The following is a 23,503-nucleotide window of genomic DNA, read 5'->3' on the forward strand; positions in this document are numbered from 1 at the left end:
GTCTTAACATTCGGCAGTGATGTTGAATTAGACCGCTTTCGCGAGCAAGCCCCACACATTGGGTTGTCGGTGGCTTCGATTTACCGATAAACCGACACAATCCCCTGACGCTCTTCCATGCACTCCGGCGACCCCGTCTCAAACTCCCGACAGATCAGCGGGCGTTTTTCGTAGATCGTGCACATCATCGTGTTGCGATCCAGCGCCGCGCACCAGCCGTCATCCAGCCGTAACATCACTTCCCCGCCCCAGTCATCGGTATCGATGTAGCGTTCGGGCACGCCGGTTTCGGTGATCAGCATGACTTCGAGCTGGCAGCAGCAGGCCGAGCACGTCGAGCAAGTGACCGCCGGTTCGGCGATTTGCGTGTGGGGGATGGTTTTCATGGGGCGCAGTGTAAGGCAGTCGACCGTTACTGTGTGAAAGGCCTGACGGACGCTCAGTCGCGGTGATCCGCCGCCAGCCGTTGGGCCATGAAATGCAGCGTCGGAAACAGCATTGCCCAGAGTAGTCCGATGCCGATCAGCGTTGGCATCTGGCCGTAGGGAAAGTGCACGCCCGCCAATCGGCTGCCGGCGTAATACGACAGCGGCCCACCGATGGCGCCCAACAGGCTGGCCAGCCATAAGGGGCGGGCGCTCCACAGCAAGCAGTGGCGCAACGTGGTCGCCAGCAACGCCCACAGCAGCATCAGCCACAGCGGAATCAACGGCGCGACGTCGGTGAAGTCGAACACCCCCAGCCAGCGCAACGAACTGTCGACGGTGGTGCCCAGCAGGACCACGCTCAGGATCAGTCGGCCCTCATCGACCCAACGACTTATCCACAGCAGATGAATCACCAGCGCCGCCAGAGCCACCAGCAACCACAGGCTGTTGCCGCCGACCACGCAGGCGAACCAGCCGACTTGGAAAAGCACGGCATTCGCCAGACGTTCAAGCATCGAAACGGCCGAGCAGTGGCGCCGGCATCGCCGCCGGTTTGGCCAGCAACAATTGCGCGGTGCCAATGGTGCGCTCCAGAAAGCCCCCTTCGCAGTAGCACAGGTAAAACTCCCACAGCCGCAGGAAGTAATCGTCGTAGCCCAATTCGCTCAAGCGACCGTGGGCGCGGCGAAAATTCTCATGCCACAGGCGTAAGGTTCGGGCGTAGTGCAGGCCGAAATCCTCCATGTGCAGCAGGTTCATGTCGGTGTCGCGGCTGACGATTTCCAGCATCTTCTGCACACAGGGCAAGGCGCCGCCGGGGAAGATGTAGCGCTGGATGAAATCGACACTGGTCTTGGCTTGTTCGTAGCGCTGGTCGCGGATGGTGATCGCCTGCAACAGCATCAAGCCGTTGCTCTTGAGCAGGTGCGCGCATTGCTTGAAGTAAGTCGGCAGGAAGCGATGGCCCACCGCTTCGATCATCTCGATGGACACCAGTTTGTCGTACTGCCCGGTGAGGTCGCGGTAATCGGAGAGCAGCAACGTCACTTGATCCTGCAAACCCAGGGCTTCGATCCGCTGGGCGGTGAACGCGTACTGTTCCTTGGAGAGCGTGGTGGTGGTGACTTTGCAGCCGTAATTCTGCGCGGCGTACAGCGCCATGCTGCCCCAACCGGTGCCGATTTCCAGCAGGTGATCGCCGGGTTTCAAGGCGAGTTTCTGGCAGATGCGCTCCAGTTTGTTCAGTTGTGCTTGTTCCAGGCTGTCGTCGGGGCTGAGGAATTGCGCCGCCGAATACATCATGGTCGGGTCGAGAAACTGTTCGAACAGGTCATTGCCCAGGTCGTAATGCGCCGCGATGTTTTTCTGCGAGCCTTTGCGGGTATTGCGGTTGAGCCAATGCAGGCCCTGCACAAACGGCCGACTGAGTTTGGCCAGGCCACCCTCCAGCGCATCCAGCACTTCCAGGTTGCTGACGAACACCCGCACCACGGCGGTCAGGTCCGGCGAACTCCAGTAGCCGTGGATAAACGCCTCACCGGCGCCGATCGAACCGTTGCTCGCCACCAGGCCCCAGACCGACGCATCGAGGATATGAATTTCCCCCAGCAGATGATCGCCCGCCGTGCCGAAAACGTGGCGTTCGCCGTCCTCGACCACCACCAGTTGCCCGTGTTTGAGGTGTGCCAATTGACGCAACACGCCCCGGCGCAGCAGCGAACCGGACAAGCCGTTGGTGCTGAGCAGGGGGGCTTTGACCGAAACGCTAGAGGATTTCATGACGGCGATCCTTTGGAGGGACGATGGCGGTTTGAAAGCTGCCATCGGCAGCCTGATGAGCAAAAATCGGTGTGCGTTTGAGCAACAGGCGAATCGCCTGCCAATAAATCGCCAGGCAGGTTTTCGCGGTCATCCACGGAAAGCGCCGCAAGTAACGGTGCAGGCTGGCGCGATCCAGGGGCTCGCGTTGCAGGTTGAGCGTGGCGTCGAACAGTTTCAGTTCGCCCTGCCAGTCGGCCATGTGCACGCCAAGCTTTTGCGCGGCAGGACTGAAGCTCATGCGGTATTCCAGATCCCGGGGCAGAAACGGCGACACATGAAAGGCCTTGGCCACGGCGAAGTGCTGGTGGAAATCGCTCAGGGTTTCCGGCGCCTTGGCCGGCAACACGTAGTGATACCGTTCGCGCCACGGGGTGTTGGTGACTTCGCAAAGAATCGCTGCCAGTTGGCCGTCGGCTTCGTGGCAATAGAAGAAACTCACCGGGTTGAACGACAGGCCCCAACTGCGTGCCTGGGTCAGCAAGCAGATCGAGCCCATGGGCGCATGGCCGATGGCTTGGCCGACCTGCTGGCGCACCGCGTCGATCAAGCGCATGCCGGTGCCGGTGAAGGCCTTCAAGTAGTCGCTCTCACGAAAGGAAAACGGCGCAAAGCGGCTGTGGCCCGACAGCGGAGACAAGCCGAGTACCGCGTCCTGTTCGTCGAGGTCCAAGTACAGCAGCCCGATCCGGTAACGGAATTCATGGCGCCGTGGCGCAAACCGCCGATGGGCGATCCAGCCGCTGTAGAGGGCGCTGTTCACAGCAGCTCTCCAAGCGAGCGGGCCACGCGCAAGCCGCTGACCACGCCGTCTTCGTGAAAGCCGTTGGCCCAATACGCGCCGCAATAATAGGTGTGCTGCACGCCGTCCAATTCTTCCCAGCGTTGCTGCGCCGCCACGGCTTTGAGGCTGTATTGCGGATGGGCGTAGGTGTATTTGGCGAGCACTTTGAACGGGTTGATGCCGGCGCTTTGATTGAGGCTGACGCAGAACGTGGTGTCGCTCTGGAGGCCTTGCAGGATGTTCATGTCGTAGGTCACGGCGGCCAGGGTGTGCCCGGCGCCGCCGAGTCGATAATTCCAACTGGCCCAGGCCAGTTTGCGTTCCGGCAACAGGCGCGTGTCGGTGTGCAGCACCACTTCGTTGTCGGCGTAGGGCAGCGCGCCGAGGATCGACTGTTCGGCGCTGCTCGGTTTGGCCAGCAGTTTGAGGGCTTGATCGCTGTGGCAGGCGAACACCACTTTGTCGAAGCGCTCGCTGCCGGCGGCGCTGTGGATAACCACGCCTTCTTCATCACGCTCGACGCGAGTCACCGGGCAATTGAGGCGGATCTTGTCTTTAAAGGACGCGGTCAGCGGCGCGATATAAGCGCTCGACCCGCCCTCGATCACACACCATTGCGGACGATTACTGACAGACAACAAACCGTGGTTCTTGAAAAACCGCACGAAGAACTGCAACGGAAAACCGAGCATGTCGGCCATGGACATCGACCAGATCGCCGCGCCCATCGGCACGATGTAATGCAGGATAAAACGCTCACCGTAACCGCCGGCCTTCAGGTATTGATCGAGGGTGGTGTCGGCGGCGATCCGCAGTTCTTCGAGGTCGCGCTGGGCTTCTTTATTGAAGCGCAGGATGTCGCGCAACATGCCCCAGAACCCCGGCGACAGCAGATTGCGCCGCTGGGCGAACAGGCTGTTGAGGTTGTTGCCGTTGTACTCCAGCCCTGAATCCGGGTCGGTGACCGAGAAACTCATCTCGGTGGGTTTGAAACCCACGCCGATCTGGCCCAGCAAGCGAATGAAATTCGGGTAGGTCCAGTTGTTGAACACAATGAACCCGGTGTCCACGGCGTAGTGCCGGCCATCGACGGTCACGTCCACCGTATGGGTGTGCCCGCCGACCCAGTCGCCGGCCTCGAACAGGGTGATCTCGTGGCTGCGATTGAGCAGGTAAGCGCTCGTCAGCCCTGAGATGCCGCTGCCGATAATGGCGATGTTCACGGTTGATCCTTGATCGGCGGGTTGCTGCGGACCATGCGTTTGCCGATCGCCAGTTTGACCCGGTTAGGCAGCTTCGACAGGGGCCACAGGGCGGCCATGAACAGTGCCGGGAAGGCGATTTCCAGCGGGCGGTTCTTGAGCTTGGCGAAGATGTGCCGCGCGGCTTTATCCACCGGCCAACTGAGCGGCATCGGGAAATCGTTTTTCGCGGTCAGCGGCGTATCGACAAAACCGGGGCTGACCACGGTGACTTCGATGCCTTCGTCCGCCAGGTCAATGCGCAGGGATTCGAACAGGTAGCGCAGCCCGGCCTTGGAGGCGCCGTAGGCTTCGGCCCGGGGCAGTGGCAGGTAGGTCACCGAACTGGCAACGCCGACCAGATGCGGCGCGGTGCCCTTACGCAGTAACGGCAGGGCCGCTTCGATGCAATAGCTGCTGGCGAGCAGGTTGGTGCGCACCACGTGCTCGATGATCGACGCATCAAACTGCTTGGCATCCACGTATTCGCACGTGCCGGCGTTGAGGATCACCGTGTCCAGCGAGCCCCAGTCGGCGGTAATCTGCTCGCCGATTTCACGCACGGTCTGGCTGTTGGTCAGATCGCCGGCGACCACCATCACTTGCCCCGGATAGCGCTGGGACAGGACTTTGAGTGACGCCACAGAGCGCGCACTGACCGCCAGGTGCGCACCGGTTTTCAATATTTCTTCGGCCAGCGCGGCGCCAATGCCGCTGCTCGCCCCCGTCAACCAGTATCGACGTGGAGGTGTAAGGCTCATCCCATTCTCCTTTTCAGCCAGGCAATCGCCCGGCCCAACACGGGTAGATGTTCATAAAGCAGGGCCCCGGCATCGAAGTAATCCCGGTGGCGATAAACCTTGTCGCGCCAGAGCAGGTGCGAGCAGCCGTCGACCCGAATCAACCGGCCACCGGCCAGGCGTGGGTGGCAGTAGCTCATGACCCAGCGCAGATAACCTTCTCCTTCGCCGACCTGGTCGAAGCCGTGAACGTCGAAACGCAATTCGCTGACGTTGGCGTAGAGCTCCTCAAAGTAACTGCGCATCTGCACCAGGCCATGGACTTCGTGCAACGGATCGGTGAACTGCACGTCGTGGGTGTAGAGCTGATTGAGGCGTTGCAGGTTGTCCTTGTTCAGGTCCGCAAACTGCCGGGCAAAGCGCTGCAGAAACTCACTCATAACCCCCTCCGGCAGTCTGGCGCGACGGCAGGTTCTTGAACGCGGCCAAGGCGCGTTGGCGCGAAGTGCTCAGGTTGACGATGGGCGACGGGTAATCGGCGACGCCGAACAAACCGCCGACATTCGCCGGGTTGTGCACTTCTTTTTTATTCAACCCGGCCAGTTCCGGCAGCCAGTGCTTGATGAACACGCCTTCGGCGTCGAATTTTTCCGACTGACTGAGCGGGTTGAAGATGCGGAAGTAGGGCGCCGAATCGGTGCCGGTGGACGAACTCCACTGCCAGCCGCCGTTGTTCGCCGCGAGGTCGCCGTCGATCAGGTGGCGCATGAAAAAGCGCTCGCCTTCACGCCAGTCGATCAGCAGGTTCTTGGTCAGGAACATCGCCACCACCATGCGCAGGCGATTGTGCATCCAACCGGTTTCGAGCAATTGGCGCATGGCCGCGTCGATGATCGGCAGGCCGGTGCGGGCCTCTTTCCACGCGGCGAGCTCGTCCGGTGCATCACGCCAGGCCAGGGCTTCGGTTTCCGGGCGGAAGGCGCGGTGCCGCGAAACCCGTGGGTAGCCCACCAGAATGTGTTTGTAGAACTCACGCCACAGCAGCTCGTTGATCCAGGTGACCGCGCCGACCTTGCCGCTTTCGAATTCACCCTGATTGCTTTGCAGCGCCGCGTGCAAACACTGGCGCGGGGAAATCACCCCGGCGGCCAGATACGCCGAGAGCTGACTGGTGCCGGGTTTGGCCGGGAAGTCGCGTTCACTTTTGTAGTAATCGATTTGCGCGTCGGCAAAGGTCTCGAGACGGCGCCGGGCTTCGGTTTCACCGGCGGGCCAGAGCGCGATCAGGCTGTCGGTGGGGGGTTCGAAACCGTCGACATTTTTCGGGATTTCATCGCTATGGAGGCTCAACGGATCTTGAGCGCCGGGTGCGACCACGAGGCCCGGCAGTGAGCGACGCAAGCGGTCGTAGCAGACTTTGCGGAACTGGCTGAACACCTGGAAGTAGGTGCCGGTCTTGGTCAGTACGGTGCCCGGCGAGAACAGCAATTGATCGAGGTAACTGTGGAAGTCGATGCCCTCGGCTTTCAACGCTTGGGCCACGGCTTTGTCACGGCGGGTTTCGTGGATGCCGTATTCCTCGTTGACGTGCACCGCGCTGATCTTCAATTGCCGGCACAGGTCGAGCAGCACTCGGGGCGCATCGTTCCAGTGCAGCGCCGTGCGGATCAGCAGCGGGATATTGAGCTCGCCCAGCGCCCGGCTCAATTCACTCAGGTTGCGCAGCCAGAAATCCACTTTGCACGGTGCGTCGTCATGTTCGCGCCATTGCTCCGGACTCAGCAGATACACCGCCACGGTCGGGCCGCGCGCTGCGGCGGCCGAGAGAGCGGTGTTGTCGTGTAGGCGCAAGTCGCTGCGCAGCCAGATCAATTGCATGGTGGTATCCGAACTGTTCATTAAATTAGCCCGCGCTGAACCAGGTCCTGATGCGCCGCCAAGGGGTCTTCGGCCAGGAACAAATCAGCGATCTCGGTGGTTCTTACGGACAACTCGGCGTGGTGGATGCATACCGTTGGTCCGACAATCATTTTCGGGCAGTGGATGCCGTTCAACAGTTTTGGCAGCTGTGACAGGTTCATGGCTTTGCTGGAATACAGCAGCACGCCACGGGCTTGCAGGTGATCGACCGCCAGCGCGAGTTCCCCGGACGGCAGCGGCCAATCGAAGACCTCCACCGGGCAGTCGGCGCTGCTGACCAGCCACGCGGTGAGCCACAGGTGCGGTTCCAGGGCCAAGTCCGAGTGATTGATCAGCAGCAGCGGCGCGGTGCGCAATTGACGGTTGTTATGGTAGATGCGCGCGCCAAATTTGCTGCGCAGCCAGGAATAAAAGAACACCCGTTCCATCTGAGCGCCGAACTGGCCTTGCCAGCGTTGCTCCAGTTCTGCCAGCAACGGCATCAGCAGTTGTTCGCACAAGGTGTGCGGCGGGTACAGCGCCATGGCTTGATTGACGGTGTCGTCGAGGGTCCGTTCGGACAGTTGCGTCACCGCTTGAAGCAAGGTGTGGCGCAGGGTGTGCCAATCGTTTTCGGCGGTGTCGGTGAAGGCCTGCGGGGTGTCGAGCAGTTGCTTGACTTGGCTGACGGCCACGCCGCGATTGAGCCAGGTGAGGATCGTCAGGATCCGTTGCACGTGTTCGGCCGAGAACAAGCGATGCCCCTTGGGCGTGCGTTGCGGCACGATCAGGCCGTAGCGCCGCTCCCAGGCGCGCAGGGTCACTGCGTTGACGCCGGTCTGGCGCGCGACTTCGCGAATCGGCAGCCAGCCGTCGTCCAACGCTTTTTTGAAGTCGTCGCCCAGGTCTTCGCTGGCGCTGGTGTCGGTTGTGCTTTTCATTTAGATCGCATTTCGCAGGCTGAGGTTTTCCGGGTGCGGTTGCAGGTAAACCTGTTGCGCGATGTACGGGTCCGGGTGTTGGCGAAAGTAATGTTTGAGCAGCGTCAGCGGCACCACCAACGGCACGATGCCGTGGCGGTACTGGCCGATGACGTGCTGCATTTCCCGTTTGTCTTCAGCGCTGATGGCCTGCTTGAGGTAGCCGCTGATGTGTTGCAGGACATTGGTGTGGGTGCGGCGGGTGGCGCATTTTTTCAGCGCCTCCATCAACTCGCTGAAATAGCGCGGGCCGAGTTCCTTGGGATCGGTCTGGCCCATGTTGCCCAGCAAGTTGCCCAGGGTTTTGTATTGCACCGGGTTGTGGGCCATCAGCAGGTATTTGTAGCGCGAGTGAAATTCGATGAGGCCACGCCGGCTCAGGCCTTCTTCCAGCAATTGTTGCCAGGCGCTGTAGGCGAACACGCGGGTCAGGAAGTTCTCCCGCAGCACCGGGTCGTTGAGGCGACCGTCTTCTTCCACGGGCAGATTGGGATGCTGTTCGCAAAAGGCCTGGGCATAAATACCGCGCCCACCGCCATCCACAGGCGCGCCGTTGGCGTGGTAGACCTTGACCCGCAACAAGCCGCAGGACGGGGATTTCTGCATGAAGATGTAGCCGCAAATGTCGCCCAGTTCGGCGGCCATTTTCTGACCGTACTCGGCGAGCGGCTGGGTGACGTTGATTTCGGGGTGGACGGTGCCGACCGCTTCAGGATGATCAGCATCGCCGACCAGGCGAATCGGTTCGCGGGGAATGCCCAGGCCAATGGCGACTTCCGGGCACACCGGAACGAAATCGAAGTACTCAGCGAGGGTCCGACTGCACAGGCGCGACTCCTTGTGCCCGCCATTGAAACGCACCTCGGCGCCCATCAGGCAGGCGCTGATCGCGATTTTGGGTTTGGCGGGAGCAATGGACATCGAAGCACCTCGAATCTAAACCTGTACAGAACGTGGGTTCTGTACAACATGCCTTCATCATAGATTCAAAGGTGTACAAGTCAAATTGTTTGTATAGGTTTTGTGGCCGACCTCGTAGGAGCTGCCGAAGGCTGCGATCTTTTGATCTTGCTCTTGTCGATAAGGCTGAAGATCAAGATCAAAAGATCGCAGCCTTCGGCAGCTCCTACGCCCAGCCCATCTTCCAGTGGTTTTGGTCGCGCAGCGCCTGCCACTCAAACCGCTCGCTGCGCTGAGTCAACACCGCTTGCAGTTCAACCGCCAGCACTGTGCCGTCCTCATCCCGAAACAGTTCGGTGACCAGAAAATGTTTTTCGCGGTTTTTCGGCTGGGCTGCTGTCCATTTCGACAGCAGCAATTTACTCGGATTGATGCGGTTCACTGCAAGTGCTCGTGCAAACGGCGGGCGGCTTCCTGGCCACTGAGCCAGGCCCCTTCGACGCGACCGGACAGGCACCAGTCGCCGCACACATACAGACCCAGATCGGCGTCGGCCAACACGCCCCATTCATGGCTGCTGGCCGGGCGGGCATAGAGCCAGCGGTGGGCCAGGCTGAAGCTCGGTGCGGGCATCGCGCTGTGCAGCAGTTCGGCGAAAGCACCGTGCAGTTGCTCGATCACGGCTTCCTTGGACAGGTCGATGTGTTGCCGGCTCCAGGCGCTGGTCGCGTGCAGTACCCACGTGTCCTTGGTGTTATCGCGCCCCGGTTTACTGCGGTTGCGCGCGAGCCAGTCGAGGGGGCTGTCCTGCACAAAGCAGCCTTCCATTGGGGTGTCCAACGGGGTGTCGAAGGCCAGGGCGATGGCCCAGGTCGGGTCCATTTTGACCCCGGCAGCGGCGCCCGCGAGTTTCGGGGCTGAGGCCAGCAGCGCGGTGGCCTGAGGCGCCGGCGTGGCGATCACCACATGACTGAACGGACCATGGGTGAAGCCTTCGGCGTCCTGCAAATGCCAGTGTTCTTCACCGCGATAGACCTCGGTGATCCGGCAGGCAAAATGCACTTCCAGGTCACCGAGCAGGGCGCGGGTGATGGCGCTCATGCGTGGCGTACCGACCCAGCGGGTTTGCTCGTCCGGCGACAGGTTGAGCTGCCCGCCCTGGAACGTATAGAGCTGTGGGGTCCATTCGGCGACCCAGCCATTGGCTTGCCAACGCTGGACTTCGGTGACGAAGCGCCGGTCACGTGCCGTGAAATACTGCGCGCCCATGTCCAGCGCACCGGCATCACTGCGCTTGCTCGACATGCGACCGCCGCTGCCACGGCTTTTATCGAAAAGTTGAACGACATGCCCGGCCTCCGTGAGGGCCTGGGCGGCTGAAAGTCCGGCGATGCCGGTGCCGATGATTGCGATAGGTACAGTCATAGGGGCCTCGTTTACCTTTCTGTACAGACTACGCCGTGGTTTAAACCTGTACAATATTGTTTTTTGGTATAACTTTTAGCGTTCTCGTTCTGACAGCTTGGCCTATTGTTAAACACAGACACTGCCCGATACCAAAGATCCCTGCTTATAAAAATAGACTAGTGATCACGGTAAAACGCCACGCGAGGAAGAAGTCATGCACATATTGCTGACCGGCGGTACTGGTTTGATAGGACGTCAGCTCTGCCAGCACTGGTCGAGCCAGGGACATCGCCTCACGGTCTGGAGTCGCTCACCTGAAAAAGTGGCGAAAATATGTGGTGCTCAAGTCCGGGGTATTGCCCGTCTCGACGACGTCGGCGAAGAACCGGTGGATGCAATTATCAACCTGGCGGGGGCGCCGATTGCCGATCGGTTGTGGACGAGTCGGCGTAAAGCGTTGTTGTGGAGCAGCCGCATCACCCTGACCGAAACCCTGTTGGCCTGGATTGAAAGCCGCGAGCAAAAGCCCGGGGTGCTCATCAATGGTTCGGCGGTCGGCTGGTATGGCGACGGCGGCGAGCGGGAATTGACCGAGCAATCGCCCCCCGTGATCGATGATTTCGCCAGTCAGTTGTGCATCGCCTGGGAGGAAACGGCATTGCGCGCAGAGGCGTTGGGCCTTCGCGTGGTTCTGGTGCGCACCGGGTTGGTGTTGTCGGCCGAGGGCGGCTTTTTGTCGCGGCTGTTGCTGCCGTTCAAACTGGGGCTGGGCGGCCCGATTGGCAACGGTCGGCAGTGGATGCCGTGGGTGCATATCAAGGACCAAATCGCCCTGATTGATTTTCTTCTGCATCGCATCGACGCCAGCGGTCCCTATAATGCCTGCGCGCCGAAACCGGTGCGCAATCGAGAATTTGCCAAAACCCTGGGCGCCGTGTTGCACCGCCCGGCGTTCATGCCCATGCCGGCGCTGGCGTTGAGGGTCGGCCTGGGCGAGTTGTCATTGCTGTTGCTGGGTGGCCAGAAAGCCATGCCGGCACGCTTGCTGGAAGCGGGTTTCACTTTCCAGTTCACCGATTTGCGCGCGGCGTTGGACGATCTCTCCAGCCGCCTCTGAAATAGGACGTTGCATGACCGATCACGCATTGCTTCTGGTTAACCTGGGTTCACCGGCCTCCACTTCGGTGGCGGATGTGCGCAGCTACCTCAATCAATTTCTGATGGACCCGTATGTGATCGACCTGCCGTGGCCGGTGCGGCGCTTGCTGGTATCGCTGATCCTGTTCAAGCGCCCGGAGCAGTCGGCCCACGCCTACGCCTCGATCTGGTGGGAGGAGGGCTCGCCGCTGGTGGTGCTCAGCAAACGCCTGCAACAGGCCATGACCGCCCAGTGGAGCCACGGCCCGGTGGAGTTGGCGATGCGTTACGGCGAGCCGTCGATTGAAACGAAACTGCTGGAGCTGGTCGCCCAGGGCCACAAGCGCATCACCCTCGCACCGCTTTATCCACAGTTCGCCGACAGCACTGTGACCACAGTCATTGAGGAAGCCAAACGGGTGGTGCGCGAGAAGAAACTCGACGTGCAGTTCTCGATTCTCCAGCCGTTCTACGATCAGCCGGAATACCTCGACGCATTGGTCGCCAGCGCCAAGCCTTATTTGGCGCAGGATCACGATCACCTGTTGCTGAGTTTCCACGGTTTGCCGGAACGGCACCTGACCAAACTCGACCCGACCGGCCAGCATTGCTTCAAGAATGAAGACTGCTGCAAGAACGCCTCGCCGGCGGTATTGGCGACCTGCTACCGCGCTCAGTGCCTGCGCACGGCGTCCGAGTTTGCCAAGCGCATGGGGTTGGCGGACGGCAAGTGGTCGGTGGCGTTCCAGTCGCGCCTGGGCAAGGCGAAGTGGATCGAACCCTACACCGAAGCACGCCTCGATGAATTGGCCAAAAGCGGCGTGAAGAAGATTCTGGTGATGTGCCCGGCGTTTGTGGCCGATTGCATCGAGACGCTGGAAGAGATCGGCGATCGCGGGTCGGAACAGTTCCGCGCAGCGGGGGGAGAGGAGTTGGTGCTGGTGCCTTGCCTTAACGATGATCCGCAGTGGGCGAAGGCCTTGAACGTATTGTGCGAAAGAGCGCCGTTGGCGCTTTAAAAGCATCGCGGGCAAGCCTTGCTCCTACGGGTTTTGTGTCGATCAAAAAGAACGACGTAATCCCGTAGGAGCGAGGCTTGCCCGCGAAGACATTCTTTCAGACGCCTTAAATTTCAACCTGCTTACAACAACGGATCATCCGCCTTCTTGTGCTTCCAGCTGTCATTGCCCGGCAGCAACAGGTTCAGCGCAATCGCCACCACCGCGCACAGCGCGATGCCTTTGAGGCCGAAGTCGTCGGGCCCGGTGCCGGTGCCGACCAGTACGCCGCCAATCCCGAACACCAACGTCACCGAAACAATCACCAGATTACGCGCCTCGCCCAGATCGATCTTGTGGCGAATCAGCGTATTCATGCCCACCGCCGCAATCGAACCGAACAACAGGCACAGAATCCCGCCCATCACCGGCACCGGAATGCTTTGCAGCAGCGCGCCGAATTTGCCGACGAACGCCAGACTGATGGCAAAGATCGCCGCCCAGGTCATGATTTTCGGGTTGTAGTTTTTGGTCAGCATCACCGCGCCGGTCACTTCGGCGTAAGTGGTGTTGGGTGGACCGCCAAACAGACCGGCTGCGGTGGTGGCAATGCCATCGCCGAGCAGGGTGCGGTGCAGGCCGGGTTTCTTCAGGTAATCGCGACCGGTCACGCTACCCACGGCAATCACGCCGCCGATGTGCTCGATGGCCGGGGCCAAGGCCACCGGAACGATGAACAGAATCGCCTGCCAGTTGAATTCCGGCGCAGTGAAGTGCGGAATCGCAAACCACGGCGCGGCGGCAATCTTCGCGGTATCCACGACACCGAAATAGAACGCCATGGCAAAACCCACCAGCACACCGGAGATGATCGGCACCAGGCGGAAAATGCCTTTGCCGAACACCGCGACGATCAGCGTGGTCAGCAGCGCCGGCATCGAGATCAGCATCGCGGTCTGGTAGTGAATCAGCTCGGAGCCGTCGCCCGCCTTGCCCATCGCCATGTTGGCGGCAATCGGCGCCATGGCCAGGCCGATGGAGATGATCACCGGACCAATCACCACCGGTGGCAGCAAGCGGTCAATGAACCCGGTGCCTTTGATCTTCACGGCGAGGCCGAGGAAGGTGTAGACGAAACCCGCCGCCATCACGCCGCCCATGGTCGCGGCCAGGCCGAACTGGCCCTTGGCGAGAATTATCGGGGTGATAAAGGCAAAACTCGACGCCAGGAACACCGGCACCTGACGCCCGGTGACGATCTGGAACAGAATCGTCCCCAGGCCTGCGGTGAACAGCGCCACGTTTGGATCAAGGCCGGTGATCAGCGGCATCAACACCAGGGCGCCGAACGCCACGAACAGCATCTGTGCACCCGACAGCACCGTGCGCCAGAGCGGATCGTTGAACTCTTCCTGCATGCTCAAGCGTCCTTCTGCTTGGTGCCGAAGATCTTGTCACCGGCATCGCCCAGGCCCGGGATGATGTAGCCGTGCTCGTTGAGTTTTTCGTCGATGGAGGCGGTGTAGATCATGACGTCCGGGTGCGCTTTGCCGACGGCGGCGATGCCTTCAGGCGCGGCGACCAGGACCATGGCGCGGATGTCCCGGCAACCGGCCTTTTTCAGCAGGTCGATGGTCGCAACCATGGAGCTGCCGGTGGCGAGCATCGGGTCGATGATCATGGCCAGGCGTTCGTTGATTTCCGGCACCAGTTTTTCCAGGTAGGTGTGGGCCTGCAAGGTCTGTTCGTTGCGGGCCACTCCGACGGCGCTGACTTTGGCACCCGGAATCAGGCTCAGCACGCCTTCGAGCATGCCGATACCGGCGCGCAGGATCGGCACCACGGTAATTTTCTTGCCGGCGATTTTCTCCACCGACACGGTGCCGCACCAACCTTCGATATCGTAGGTTTCCAGCGGCAGGTCTTTGGTGGCTTCATAGGTCAGCAGGGCACCGACTTCCTGAGCGAGCTCACGGAAATTCTTCGTGCTGATATCTGCGCGGCGCATAAGGCCAAGTTTATGACGGATCAGCGGATGGCGGATCTCTTGGATGGGCATGGGGAAAGGCTCCGGCGGCGGGCAAAAAAACCGGCCTAGATTAATCTATCCGAGGGTGTTGTCCTATAGACATAAGGTACGTTAGTCCACAAACGCTTGATCTGGACGTGCGGGATGCGTACCTTTGCCCGCTTTTCCCGAATCCCGTCCCCCTGGAGAGCGCCATGTCCGCTGATCTCGAGCATATCCGTCAAATCATGCGAGAGGCTGACTGCCTGTACACCGAAGCTGAAGTCGAGGCGGCCATCGCCCGCGTCGGTGCACACATCAACGAACAACTGGCGGACACCAACCCGGTGGTGTTCTGTGTGATGAACGGCGGGCTGATTTTCGCCGGCAAGCTGCTCACCCATCTGCACTTTCCGCTGGAAGCGTCCTACCTGCACGCCACCCGCTATCGCAACGAAACCAGCGGCGGCGACCTGTTCTGGAAAGCCAAGCCGGAAGTCTCGTTCCTGGACCGTGACGTGCTGATCATCGACGACATCCTCGATGAAGGTCACACCCTGGGCGCGATCATCGACTACTGCAAACACGCCGGCGCGCGCAAAGTGCACACCGCCGTGCTGATCGACAAGGACCACGACCGCAAGGCTCGCCCGGACCTCAAAGCCGATTTCGTCGGCCTGCCGTGCATCGACCGTTACATCTTCGGTTACGGCATGGACTACAAGGGCTACTGGCGTAACGCCAACGGGATTTTTGCCGTTAAAGGGATGTAAACGATGACCACGCCGAGCTTTCTCGATCAAACGCTGTTCGCTGAATTGGCGGAGAAGGCCGCCGCTAACCCTCGCGGGCGTCAGCACCACAACTTCCATCAGATGGAAGATGCCTGTCATCGCATGGCGGTGGGTTTGCAGCCTAACACCTACATTCCTCCCCATCGGCACCTGGGCGAAAACAAGGCCGAAACCTTGTTGGTGCTCAAGGGGCGGCTGGGTGTGCTGATCTTTGACGAATCCGGCGTGGTGGTGAAGAAACAAGTCCTGCAAGCCGGTGGCGACTGTGTCGGTGTGGACCTGCCGACCGGCGTGTTTCATGGCCTGGTGGTGCTTGAAGCTGACAGCCTGATGTTCGAATGCAAGGCTGGGCCTTATCGTCCGGTCGGTGAGGGTGAATTGCCTCAATGGGCACCGCGCGAAGGCGAGGCGGGCGTGGCTGAGTATCAGGCCTGGATGCGCGCGCAGTTCGATTGATATTCAAGCAAGATCAAAAGATCGCAGCCTGCGGCAGCTCCTACAGGGTGTACACCATTCCCCTGTAGGAGCTGCCGCAGGCTGCGATCTTTTGCTTTTAAACCCATGCTAGAGTGCCCGGCCTCGCCTTCGGAGCCCGTCATGAGCCTTTTGATCCGCAGTTGCGCCGCCCTGTTGCTGACCCTCAGCCTGCCTCTGGCCGCAGCCCCTGCGCCGATCCACGCACAGTTTTTGCCCCCGGACGACCTGACCCTGCGTGACGCCGAGCCAGAGCAACAGCAATTACTGCAGGTCACCGAATATTCGGTGGTGGTGGGCAGCCAGCGTCAGTCCACGCAACAGCCGATCCCGGTCACCTCGCCATTGTTGATCCGCCTCAAGGGCAAGTCCTTGAACAAAGGCGCAACGATTAGCCAGGTACTGGTCAACTTCGACGGTGAAAGCAAAAGCCTGAAAAAGCCGATCTACGACGAAAAAAGCAAAACCCTGACGCTCTATTACCCGCTGGCACAATACCGGGTGGTGATCGATTTGCTGCGCAATGACACGGTGTATTGCCAGTTCCTCAGCTACGCCAACGGGCATGTCTGGGCTGATCTGCACACTGGCGCTGTTCGTTCGCGTTGAGCCCGGCGTCAATCGGGGGGTAAACTGCCCGCCCCGTGAAATGTCTGCGAGCTGGAGTCGGCAATGCGTAAAGATAAGAAGCAAGTGATTGGTGACGAGATTGGCGATGAGCAGATCAAACTGTTTCTCGATTTTGAGCCGGTCGACGCCACTTCGCCGTCCCTGCACAAACTGATCAAGGCTTATCGCGGTTTGCGCATCGATGATTTCGAGCGGTTCCTGACCTTCTTCGTCGAGGCCGGGTTTGATCTGGATGGCAAGGATGAGCAGGGCAATGATTTCGTCGCGGTGATCAAGGATCAGCGTAACGCCGCCGAGTACATCGAACTGATTGCCAAGGCTCGCGGTTAAAGATTTTAAGATCAAAAGATCGCAGCCTCGTTTCACTCGACAGCTCCTACAGATTGATGCGATCCCGTTGTAGGAGCTGTCGAGTGAAACGAGGCAGCGATCTTTTCAGCCGCACAAAAAAACGTCCCGCTCTCACTGAGAACGGGGCGTTTTTTGTGGGGCCGAATCAAGCGTAGCTTTCGGTCTCGTTGCTGGCTTCAACCAGCTCCAGCGCGACGTTGTTGTGCGCATTGATCTTGCGATACAGCGCCGCGTCGGTTTCCAGGACCTTTTCCCGAGCCGGGAAAATTTCCGCCAGTTTGGCCGCCCATTCACCGGACGCCTTGTTCGGGAAGCACTTCTCGATCAGTTCCAGCATGATCGAAACGGTCACCGAAGCGCCTGGCGAAGCGCCGAGCAGTGCAGCAAGGGAACCGTCCTTGGCCGCAACCAGTTCGGTGCCGAACTGCAGAACGCCGCCCTTTTTCGGGTCTTTCTTGATGATCTGCACCCGTTGGCCGGCCACTTCCAGGCGCCAGTCTTCGGCTTTCGCCTCAGGGTAGAAGCGACGCAGGGAGTCCAGACGCTGCTCCATCGACTGCATCACTTCGCTGACCAGGTACTTGGTCAGGTCCATGTTGTTTTTCGCCACCGCCAGCATCGGGCCGATGTTGCCGGCGCGAACCGACAGCGGCAGGTCCATGAAGGAACCGTGCTTGAGGAACTTGGTGGTGAAACCGGCGTATGGCCCGAACAGCAGGGACTTGTTGCCATCCACCACACGGGTGTCCAGGTGCGGCACGGACATCGGTGGCGAACCCACGGCAGCCTGGCTGTAAACCTTGGCCTGGTGATGCTTGACCACTTCCGGGTTGTCGCAACGCAGCCACTGGCCGCTGATCGGGAAGCCGCCGAAGCCTTTGCTTTCTTCGATGCCCGAGGCCTGCAACAGCGGCAATGCCGCGCCGCCGGCGCCGAGGAAGACGAACCTGGCGTCGACTTCGCGGGTGTTGCCGCTGTTGACGTCCTTGATGCTGACGGTCCAGCCGTTGGCGTTACGCTTCAGACCGGTGACGCGCTTGCAGTACTTGACCTGGGCATCGGGTGCGCTGGTCAGGTGCTTGAGCAATTGATTGGTCAGGGCGCCGAAGTTGACGTCCGTACCGTTCAGCACGCGAGTGGCAGCGAGAACTTCGTCCGGCGAGCGGCCCGGCATCATCAGCGGCATCCACTCGGCCATTTTGGCCTTGTCTTCGGTGTATTCCATGTCGGAAAACGCGTGGTGCTTGCTCAGCACGTCAAAGCGTGACTTGAGGAAGGACACACCGCTGTCGCCCTGCACGAAGCTCAGGTGCGGCACCGGGCTGATGAAGGATTTGCACGAGCCGAAGGTGCCTTTTTTGGTCAGGTACGACCAGAACTGCTTCGACACCTCGAACTGGGTGTTGATGTGCACGGCTTTCTTGATGTCGACGGTGCCGTCGGCGGCCTGCGGTGTGTAGTTGAGCTCACACAGCCCGGCGTGACCGGTGCCGGCGTTGTTCCATGGGTTGGAACTCTCGGCAGCACCGGAATCCATCAGCTCGACGACTTCCAGCTTGATCGCGGGGTCGAGCTCTTTGAGCAGTACAGCGAGGGTGGCACTCATGATGCCGGCCCCAACGAGTACTACGTCGACTGCTTCGTTATGCGCCATTTAACGCGTCTCCAAAATCTGCAGCACCAAATTGTCGGCATAGCTGCCAGGAGTGAGGGGCGTGTCAGTGATGCCCCAGGTACCCATGGCCAGAATCGCCATGTCCGAATCTTCGCAATTTTTCGCAACTTCGACGGACGCTACCGGCCGGGCCTATGAGCGATATGAACTCATTTCAGCACACGACTGGCAATTCGACTTATGGCCGAGACATCCGTTTGTGCAACCAAATCCGTAGCGGACAGGCTTCAGGCTCCGGTACTCGAGGAGTACTCGGTCCTGTGTCGTTGGGCTGTTTCAGACGCTAATGGTGCATGTTCAGACGCAAAACTATTCATTTGCTCGCCACACTCTTGTGAAGTTGTGAAAACCCGTTTTTTTCACGCTCTTTTGAAGACGTGAACCTCAAAAAAGGGCTGTCCCAGCCTGGCACCGTGCCCGGATGGATTGCCGCCATGGGATACATGACTGGCAAATCGGGCAAACAGCTCAGTAACCGAGCGGAATGACAGCTCTGCAGATTCGCGAAAAGTTGGGGTTTTTGCCAAAGGAACAGCAAGCGCGCCAGCTTCACTCGATCTGTGTGGGCGGCTCTCTGTGGGCGGTGCGGGGTGCCAATACCGAGGCATTGACGATGCTGCGAGGCCCGATCAGGAGACGTCCTTATAATCGGGGGGAGATTGTATCTAAGAAACGCAGGGAAATGGTCGTGTTTAATGACTTTTATTAGGCGTCCGGTCAGATGGACAACAGCGCTTGCACCCGTGAGCGAGGCTGGCTCTGCCGGATGCGGGCGCTTGGGGGCAGGGGATGGTGCAGCCAGTTGAGGCGGATTTCTTCGATTTCGACCCAGCCATCGCCCATGGGCTGGAGGCTGCACTGCTTGAACGCCTGGCAGTGGCCGTTGCGGTCGAGCAGGGCAAAGCTGCGGTGCAGTGGGCGTGGTGCAAACAGCGAGATCAGATAACGCATGGCGAAGTACCTTGTGGGGGACTGCTGTGAAGAGTGCCGGGCAGCCGTGACGTGAAAGTGTAAGGACCGTGACATATCTGTGACAGGCACCAACGTCCGAAGGGATTGTCAGAAATGTCGGTAATGTTTGAAGTCCCCTAGTTCGCCGCAGTGGCCCACCGCTATACTGCGGGCCTGTTTGTGCCTGATTCTGGAGAGAAGAGCATGTTGCAACGCCTGTTGTTCGGTTTGATCACTGTGACCAGTTTGACCCTGGTTGGCTGCGCCCACAGCCCGCAACAACTGAGCCCGGAACCGAAGCTGACCACTCAGTTGGCACCGGTTGGCCATGGCCAGCAGGTCGTGGTTCGTGTGGTGGACGGTCGTCCGTCGCCAACCCTGGGGACCCGTGGCGGTCTGTACCCTGAGACCAGCGCGATCACCGTACAGGGCGCGCAAATCCTGCCGAAGTTGCAGGCCCAGGCCGAAGCAGCCGTGCGTTTGCTGGGTTTCACCCCCGTGTCCAACGGCATGAACGCTCCGCAATTGACCGTGACCCTGGCGGAGCTGAAGTATCAGTCGCCTAAAGAAGGCATGTACGTGACCGAGGCCACCATCGGCGCGACCTTCCGCTCCGACGTGCAGAACGCCAACCGTCGCTACAGCGGCCGTTACGGTGCGTCCCTGGATCAGCGCTTCGGTATGGCGCCGAATCAGGAAACCAACACCAAGTTGGTGAGCGACGTGTTGAGTGACGCGCTGACGCGTCTGTTCAAGGACCCGACCGTGGGTCAGATTCTCGGCGAATAAGCTTTCGTCAGATGCAAAAAAGCCCGGTGCCAGTGATGGCTCCGGGCTTTTTCATGCCTGCCGACTATCGCCAATACACCCGAGCCCCTGTAGGAGCGAGGCTTGCCCGCGAAGGCGGTGTGTCAGTCAACATTCATGCAACTGATCCACCGCTTTCGCGGGCAAGCCTCGCTCCTACAGGGGGGCGGTGGGGTCAGGCGGCTTGCGAGTAGAAATCCAGCACACTCACCCCCGTCAGCAAATCCGTCTCCGGCAAGTCCGCATGTTGATGCCCGCCCAGCGCGCAATACACCAGCCAATGGCGGTCCTGGACGTTGAAGGCGAGGCTGCCCACGAGATTCTGCTGTTCGTCGCTTTGGGCGATGAGGTAGAGGCGGTCCTGGTTTTCGGCGTGGAGCATGGTCGGCTCAGTGTCGGTTTCGAGGGGCGACAGACTGGCGCATTCAGATGACGATGGCGTGACGCCGGGCAGGAATCGGCCAAGTGGTTCGTTATTTGTCGTAAAGGGGAGGGCAGGTGCGCAGGCTTTCGGTAGACTTCGCGCCGCAGTCGTCGATCCGGCGCCTGCCACCCTGGTTCTGCCCGAGGTCCGAGATGTCGTTGCATTTGATTTCGTTGTTTACCAACCATCCCGCCAAGTTGATCAACCTGCTGGCCTTGCTGCTCGCGTTCCCCGGCAGTTGGCTGCTGCACGCCACTCGTCGCCGTGAACAACGCGCGTTGGCCGTGCTTGAGGCCGCCACCCAGAACCGTCGTGTCGATGATTCGATGTTGATGCTCGATGGCGCCACCCAGCGCATGAACCGGTTTTTCTATCGCTTCGGCTTCGCTTGCCTGGGCGTGGCGCTGATCGTTTCGTGGATCAGCACACGTTTCTGAATTGCTGAAAGCAAAAGATCGCAGCCTCGTTGCACTCGACAGCTCCTACGGGATGAATACGATCCAGGTAGGAGCTGTCGAGTGCAACGAGGCTGCGATCTTTTGATCTTGCCTTAAAGCGGCAACCCGGCCTTCACCCGATACTGATTCCTCACCGGCGTCGCATATTGCAACACCAGGAACGGCCGATGTTCCTCAGGACAAGCCTCCAACCGGCGCTGCCACTCTTCCTGGGCCTTGGCCAGTTCATCCGCCGCAAACACCTCTGCCGCTTTCGGCACCTGCAATTGCGGGTCGGCGTCTTTCCACTGGGCATAAGCCAGGTAATGCACCGGGAACAACCGGTAGCCACCGAGGATCTGGCGGTCCATTTCGATCGCCAGCAATTTGGTGTCTTCGAACAACTCGGTGATCGGCGCGGCAAAGTTCACATGGACCCGGCCCTTGTAGCCGGTGATGCCCTTGGCAATGCTCACGTCGTCTTCGCCCGGCACTTTGGTGTAGTTGCCGGTGGTGGCGCGGATGAACAGTTCGCGGGCCTTGGCCTGGTCGCACGGGTCGTATTCGTAGCTGATCGACACCGGGGTGAGGTTCAGCGAGCGGATGACCTCGCCAAACGGCTCATCCTTGCGGCTCATGTGGAACATCTTGAGGATCGCCGACTCGGTACGGTCGTCGCCGTCCTTGGCCCGGCCTTCGGCCTGGGCGATCCAGATCGAGGCGCAATCGTTGCGGATCGAGTGATTGATGTAAGCCGACAGCAACTGATAAGCAGCCATTTTCTCGCGGCGACCGGTGATCGAACGGTGCACGATGAAACTCTTGTTCAGGCGCATCAAATCGCTGACAAACGGCTTTTGCAGCAGGTTGTCGCCAATGGCAATGCGTGGCGTCGGCAGGCCGGCGTGGTACACGGCGTAGTTGACGAAGGCCGGGTCCATCACGATATCGCGGTGGTTGGCGATGAACAGGTAGGCGCTGCCGGACTTGAATTGCTCGACGCCGGTGTAGGTCACGCCGTCGGTGGCGCGCTCGATGGTGTGGTCGACGTACACTTCGACTTTGTCTTGCAGCGTAGCCACCGAGTGGACGCCGGCGAACTCACGGCGCAGCCGATGAGCTATAAGAGGTTTGAGCATCCAGCCGAAGGCACCGGCATAACGCGGGAAACGGAAGTGGATGAGGATATCTAGAAACGCCTTGTCGCCGAGCAACCTGTCCAGTACCGCTGGGACTTCGCTGTCGTCGTAAGGTCGGATGGCATCGAATTCGCCCATCATGCTCTCTTGTTAGAAACGGCTAGGGTAAGTAAAGGTTTTGATCGAAAACCAACGGGGCACGGTCTGAAAAGGTAGCCAGACAAAAATAGCCCTGCAAATAGACCGGCGATTATACGCACAAGTCACTTGGGAGACCGCGATGCTGGAAGCCGCACTGTATGAATGTCCGTATTGTGGTGAAGAGGTTGAGACGTCCGTGGATCTGTCGGGTGGGGATCAGACCTACATTGAGGACTGCCAGGTGTGTTGTCGCCCCATCACGTTTGTGCTGCAGGTGCACGGAGAGGAATGGCATCTCGAAGTCTTCAGTGAAAACGAGTGAGAGGCGCGTATGCAGCGAATCTACGAACCGGAAAACCTCATGGAGGGCGAGTTGCTGCAAGGGATGCTGGCCAGCGAGGGGATCGAGGCGCATCTTGTGGGCCGGGATTTGCTCGGCGGGACTGGCGAATTGCCGATCTTCGGCTTGCTGGGCCTGTCGGTGGATAACGACCAGGCCGCTTACGCGAGGGAGCTGATCACCGCGTACAATGCCGCGCTGCCGCTGCCCGGTGACGAACCGGAAAGTTTCCCCGGGACCCTGGTCTGTTAGGCTGACGTTCGTTTTATCAAGAGTCGTGTTGCCCCATGTGTGGACGTTATGCCCTGTTTCGCTGGAACCAAGCCTTCGCGGCCCTGCCTGGCTTCCCTGCCGATCAGCAGGCCCAGTGGAATATTTCTCCCAACGATTCGGTGTTGATGCTGCGTGCCGGCGCGGACGGTCAGCGTGAACTGGCCCGTGCCCGCTGGGGCCTGACGCCGCCGTGGCTGACCGACCTGTCCCGCACCCCGGCCCATGCCCGGGCCGAAACCGTGGCTGAACAACCGATGTTTCGCCAGGCTCTGCGCGAGCGTCGCTGCCTGTTGCCGGCCAATGGTTTCTACGAATGGCGCGGCACCCAACGCAAACGCCCGTTCTGGCTGACGCCGGGGGAGGGCTCGGCGCTGTTCTTCGCGGCGATCTGGGAGGCGTATCCGGTGCAGGAGCAAATCTGGTTGAGCACAGCGGTGATTACCCAACCGGCGGCGAGTCAGCGTCGGCCGTTGATTCTGGATGAGGCGGGGCAAGCGGCCTGGCTTGATCCGGAGACGCCATTGCATGTGTTGCAAGGATTGCTGGCCAGTGAACCCGGCGCGTTGCGCGAGCGGGTGCTGGCGAACCTGGTGAATGATCCGAAGCTCAATGGGCCGGAGTGTCTGACCCCGGGTTGATTGATGGGGTGCCTGGGCTGACGCCTTCGCGGGCAAGCCTCGCTCCTACGGATCACACCGTCCTGTAGGGGCGAGGCTTGCCCGCGAAG

29 protein-coding genes are annotated in these 23,503 nt (G+C 60.2%); 11 read left to right on the forward strand and 18 right to left on the reverse strand.

The window, feature by feature from the left end; all coding sequences use genetic code 11:
* Positions 1–80: 80 nt before the first annotated feature.
* The 12 genes from V5E99_RS13870 to V5E99_RS13925 all read right to left on the reverse strand — a co-directional run bounded on the left by V5E99_RS13870 (position 81) and on the right by V5E99_RS13925 (position 10,215).
* Positions 81–386, reverse strand: a complete 306-nt coding sequence (locus tag V5E99_RS13870) for a YkgJ family cysteine cluster protein (RefSeq protein WP_499802933.1) — start codon at positions 384–386, stop codon at positions 81–83.
* A gap of 53 nt (positions 387–439) precedes the next feature.
* Positions 440–919: a DUF2878 domain-containing protein gene (locus tag V5E99_RS13875; RefSeq protein WP_499802934.1), complete on the reverse strand. Its 480-nt coding sequence runs from the start codon at positions 917–919 to the stop codon at positions 440–442.
* Positions 920–935: 16 nt separating this feature from the next.
* Positions 936–2,207 (reverse strand): class I SAM-dependent methyltransferase, encoded by a 1,272-nt coding sequence (locus V5E99_RS13880; RefSeq protein ID WP_499802935.1) that lies wholly within the window; start codon positions 2,205–2,207, stop codon positions 936–938.
* On the reverse strand, positions 2,194–3,009 hold the full coding sequence (locus V5E99_RS13885) for a DUF1365 domain-containing protein (protein ID WP_499802936.1): 816 nt from the start codon (positions 3,007–3,009) through the stop codon (positions 2,194–2,196). Before V5E99_RS13885 ends, V5E99_RS13880 begins: the two co-directional genes overlap by 14 nt.
* The gene (locus V5E99_RS13890) at positions 3,006–4,253 is read right to left on the reverse strand and encodes an NAD(P)/FAD-dependent oxidoreductase (RefSeq protein WP_499802937.1); all 1,248 of its coding nucleotides are present in this window, start codon (positions 4,251–4,253) and stop codon (positions 3,006–3,008) included. The genes V5E99_RS13885 and V5E99_RS13890 overlap by 4 nt, the downstream gene beginning before the upstream one ends.
* Positions 4,250–5,032, reverse strand: coding sequence for an SDR family NAD(P)-dependent oxidoreductase (locus V5E99_RS13895; protein WP_499802938.1), 783 nt, complete (start codon positions 5,030–5,032; stop codon positions 4,250–4,252). Before V5E99_RS13895 ends, V5E99_RS13890 begins: the two co-directional genes overlap by 4 nt.
* Positions 5,029–5,451 carry a nuclear transport factor 2 family protein gene (locus tag V5E99_RS13900; RefSeq protein ID WP_499802939.1) on the reverse strand — a complete coding sequence of 141 codons (423 nt, stop codon included), beginning with the start codon at positions 5,449–5,451 and terminating at the stop codon, positions 5,029–5,031. The genes V5E99_RS13895 and V5E99_RS13900 overlap by 4 nt, the downstream gene beginning before the upstream one ends.
* Complete coding sequence (gene phrB, locus V5E99_RS13905; RefSeq protein WP_499802940.1) at positions 5,444–6,910, reverse strand: deoxyribodipyrimidine photo-lyase; 1,467 nt, start codon at positions 6,908–6,910, stop codon at positions 5,444–5,446. Before phrB ends, V5E99_RS13900 begins: the two co-directional genes overlap by 8 nt.
* Positions 6,910–7,851, reverse strand: a complete 942-nt coding sequence (locus V5E99_RS13910) for a MerR family transcriptional regulator (protein ID WP_499802941.1) — start codon at positions 7,849–7,851, stop codon at positions 6,910–6,912. Before V5E99_RS13910 ends, phrB begins: the two co-directional genes overlap by 1 nt.
* Positions 7,852–8,811, reverse strand: coding sequence for a YbgA family protein (locus V5E99_RS13915; protein ID WP_499802942.1), 960 nt, complete (start codon positions 8,809–8,811; stop codon positions 7,852–7,854).
* A 205-nt stretch (positions 8,812–9,016) separates the two neighbouring features.
* Positions 9,017–9,232: a TIGR02450 family Trp-rich protein gene (locus V5E99_RS13920; RefSeq protein ID WP_499802943.1), complete on the reverse strand. Its 216-nt coding sequence runs from the start codon at positions 9,230–9,232 to the stop codon at positions 9,017–9,019.
* Positions 9,229–10,215: an NAD(P)/FAD-dependent oxidoreductase gene (locus V5E99_RS13925; RefSeq protein WP_499802944.1), complete on the reverse strand. Its 987-nt coding sequence runs from the start codon at positions 10,213–10,215 to the stop codon at positions 9,229–9,231. Before V5E99_RS13925 ends, V5E99_RS13920 begins: the two co-directional genes overlap by 4 nt.
* Before the next feature lie 196 nt (positions 10,216–10,411).
* Between V5E99_RS13925 and V5E99_RS13930 the strand changes: the two genes are divergently transcribed.
* Together V5E99_RS13930 and hemH are read left to right on the forward strand one after the other, a co-directional pair.
* Complete coding sequence (locus V5E99_RS13930) at positions 10,412–11,314, forward strand: TIGR01777 family oxidoreductase (protein WP_499802945.1); 903 nt, start codon at positions 10,412–10,414, stop codon at positions 11,312–11,314.
* Between the two features lie 13 nt (positions 11,315–11,327).
* A complete protein-coding gene (hemH, locus tag V5E99_RS13935) occupies positions 11,328–12,353 on the forward strand; it encodes a ferrochelatase (RefSeq protein ID WP_499802946.1) in 1,026 nt (341 codons plus the stop codon).
* A 122-nt stretch (positions 12,354–12,475) separates the two neighbouring features.
* On the opposite strand, the gene V5E99_RS13940 is transcribed toward hemH, so the two are convergent.
* The gene (locus tag V5E99_RS13940) at positions 12,476–13,750 is read right to left on the reverse strand and encodes a uracil-xanthine permease family protein (protein ID WP_092278101.1); all 1,275 of its coding nucleotides are present in this window, start codon (positions 13,748–13,750) and stop codon (positions 12,476–12,478) included.
* A 2-nt stretch (positions 13,751–13,752) separates the two neighbouring features.
* Positions 13,753–14,391: a uracil phosphoribosyltransferase gene (gene upp, locus V5E99_RS13945; RefSeq protein ID WP_201193530.1), complete on the reverse strand. Its 639-nt coding sequence runs from the start codon at positions 14,389–14,391 to the stop codon at positions 13,753–13,755.
* Between the two features lie 164 nt (positions 14,392–14,555).
* Here upp and V5E99_RS13950 point away from each other — a divergent pair, with 164 nt between their 5' ends.
* The 4 genes from V5E99_RS13950 to V5E99_RS13965 all read left to right on the forward strand — a co-directional run bounded on the left by V5E99_RS13950 (position 14,556) and on the right by V5E99_RS13965 (position 16,568).
* Positions 14,556–15,113, forward strand: coding sequence for a hypoxanthine-guanine phosphoribosyltransferase (locus tag V5E99_RS13950; protein WP_010458232.1), 558 nt, complete (start codon positions 14,556–14,558; stop codon positions 15,111–15,113).
* A gap of 3 nt (positions 15,114–15,116) precedes the next feature.
* On the forward strand, positions 15,117–15,590 hold the full coding sequence (locus tag V5E99_RS13955; RefSeq protein WP_499802947.1) for a WbuC family cupin fold metalloprotein: 474 nt from the start codon (positions 15,117–15,119) through the stop codon (positions 15,588–15,590).
* A gap of 141 nt (positions 15,591–15,731) precedes the next feature.
* A complete protein-coding gene (locus tag V5E99_RS13960; RefSeq protein ID WP_499802948.1) occupies positions 15,732–16,217 on the forward strand; it encodes a hypothetical protein in 486 nt (161 codons plus the stop codon).
* A gap of 63 nt (positions 16,218–16,280) precedes the next feature.
* Positions 16,281–16,568 (forward strand): PA4642 family protein, encoded by a 288-nt coding sequence (locus tag V5E99_RS13965; protein ID WP_499802949.1) that lies wholly within the window; start codon positions 16,281–16,283, stop codon positions 16,566–16,568.
* 166 nt (positions 16,569–16,734) lie between these two features.
* Here V5E99_RS13965 and mqo read toward each other — a convergent pair whose 3' ends face one another.
* Entirely contained in the window at positions 16,735–18,243 is a 1,509-nt protein-coding gene (mqo, locus tag V5E99_RS13970) for a malate dehydrogenase (quinone) (RefSeq protein WP_499802950.1), read from the reverse strand.
* A 738-nt stretch (positions 18,244–18,981) separates the two neighbouring features.
* On the reverse strand, positions 18,982–19,215 hold the full coding sequence (locus V5E99_RS13975) for a hypothetical protein (RefSeq protein WP_169373115.1): 234 nt from the start codon (positions 19,213–19,215) through the stop codon (positions 18,982–18,984).
* 204 nt (positions 19,216–19,419) lie between these two features.
* Between V5E99_RS13975 and V5E99_RS13980 the strand changes: the two genes are divergently transcribed.
* Positions 19,420–20,004 (forward strand): YajG family lipoprotein, encoded by a 585-nt coding sequence (locus V5E99_RS13980; protein WP_201193543.1) that lies wholly within the window; start codon positions 19,420–19,422, stop codon positions 20,002–20,004.
* Positions 20,005–20,197: 193 nt separating this feature from the next.
* On the opposite strand, the gene V5E99_RS13985 is transcribed toward V5E99_RS13980, so the two are convergent.
* Positions 20,198–20,404 (reverse strand): hypothetical protein, encoded by a 207-nt coding sequence (locus tag V5E99_RS13985; protein WP_010458215.1) that lies wholly within the window; start codon positions 20,402–20,404, stop codon positions 20,198–20,200.
* 194 nt (positions 20,405–20,598) lie between these two features.
* On the opposite strand from V5E99_RS13985, the gene V5E99_RS13990 reads away from it, so the two are divergent.
* On the forward strand, positions 20,599–20,883 hold the full coding sequence (locus V5E99_RS13990; protein ID WP_499802951.1) for a hypothetical protein: 285 nt from the start codon (positions 20,599–20,601) through the stop codon (positions 20,881–20,883).
* Between the two features lie 113 nt (positions 20,884–20,996).
* Here V5E99_RS13990 and V5E99_RS13995 read toward each other — a convergent pair whose 3' ends face one another.
* On the reverse strand, positions 20,997–22,160 hold the full coding sequence (locus tag V5E99_RS13995; protein ID WP_499802952.1) for a 1-acyl-sn-glycerol-3-phosphate acyltransferase: 1,164 nt from the start codon (positions 22,158–22,160) through the stop codon (positions 20,997–20,999).
* Between the two features lie 142 nt (positions 22,161–22,302).
* Here V5E99_RS13995 and V5E99_RS14000 point away from each other — a divergent pair, with 142 nt between their 5' ends.
* From V5E99_RS14000 to V5E99_RS14010, 3 genes are read left to right on the forward strand one after another with little or no spacing between them, the layout of a single operon-like run.
* Positions 22,303–22,485, forward strand: coding sequence for a CPXCG motif-containing cysteine-rich protein (locus V5E99_RS14000; RefSeq protein ID WP_499802953.1), 183 nt, complete (start codon positions 22,303–22,305; stop codon positions 22,483–22,485).
* A 9-nt stretch (positions 22,486–22,494) separates the two neighbouring features.
* Positions 22,495–22,755, forward strand: a complete 261-nt coding sequence (locus tag V5E99_RS14005; protein ID WP_445180970.1) for a putative signal transducing protein — start codon at positions 22,495–22,497, stop codon at positions 22,753–22,755.
* Positions 22,756–22,790: 35 nt separating this feature from the next.
* On the forward strand, positions 22,791–23,414 hold the full coding sequence (locus V5E99_RS14010) for an SOS response-associated peptidase (protein ID WP_499802954.1): 624 nt from the start codon (positions 22,791–22,793) through the stop codon (positions 23,412–23,414).
* Positions 23,415–23,503: the final 89 nt, after the last annotated feature.

This window comes from Janthinobacterium sp. LPB2021202312-11-4 (assembly GCF_037049705.1).
GTDB lineage: Bacteria > Pseudomonadota > Gammaproteobacteria > Pseudomonadales > Pseudomonadaceae > Aquipseudomonas.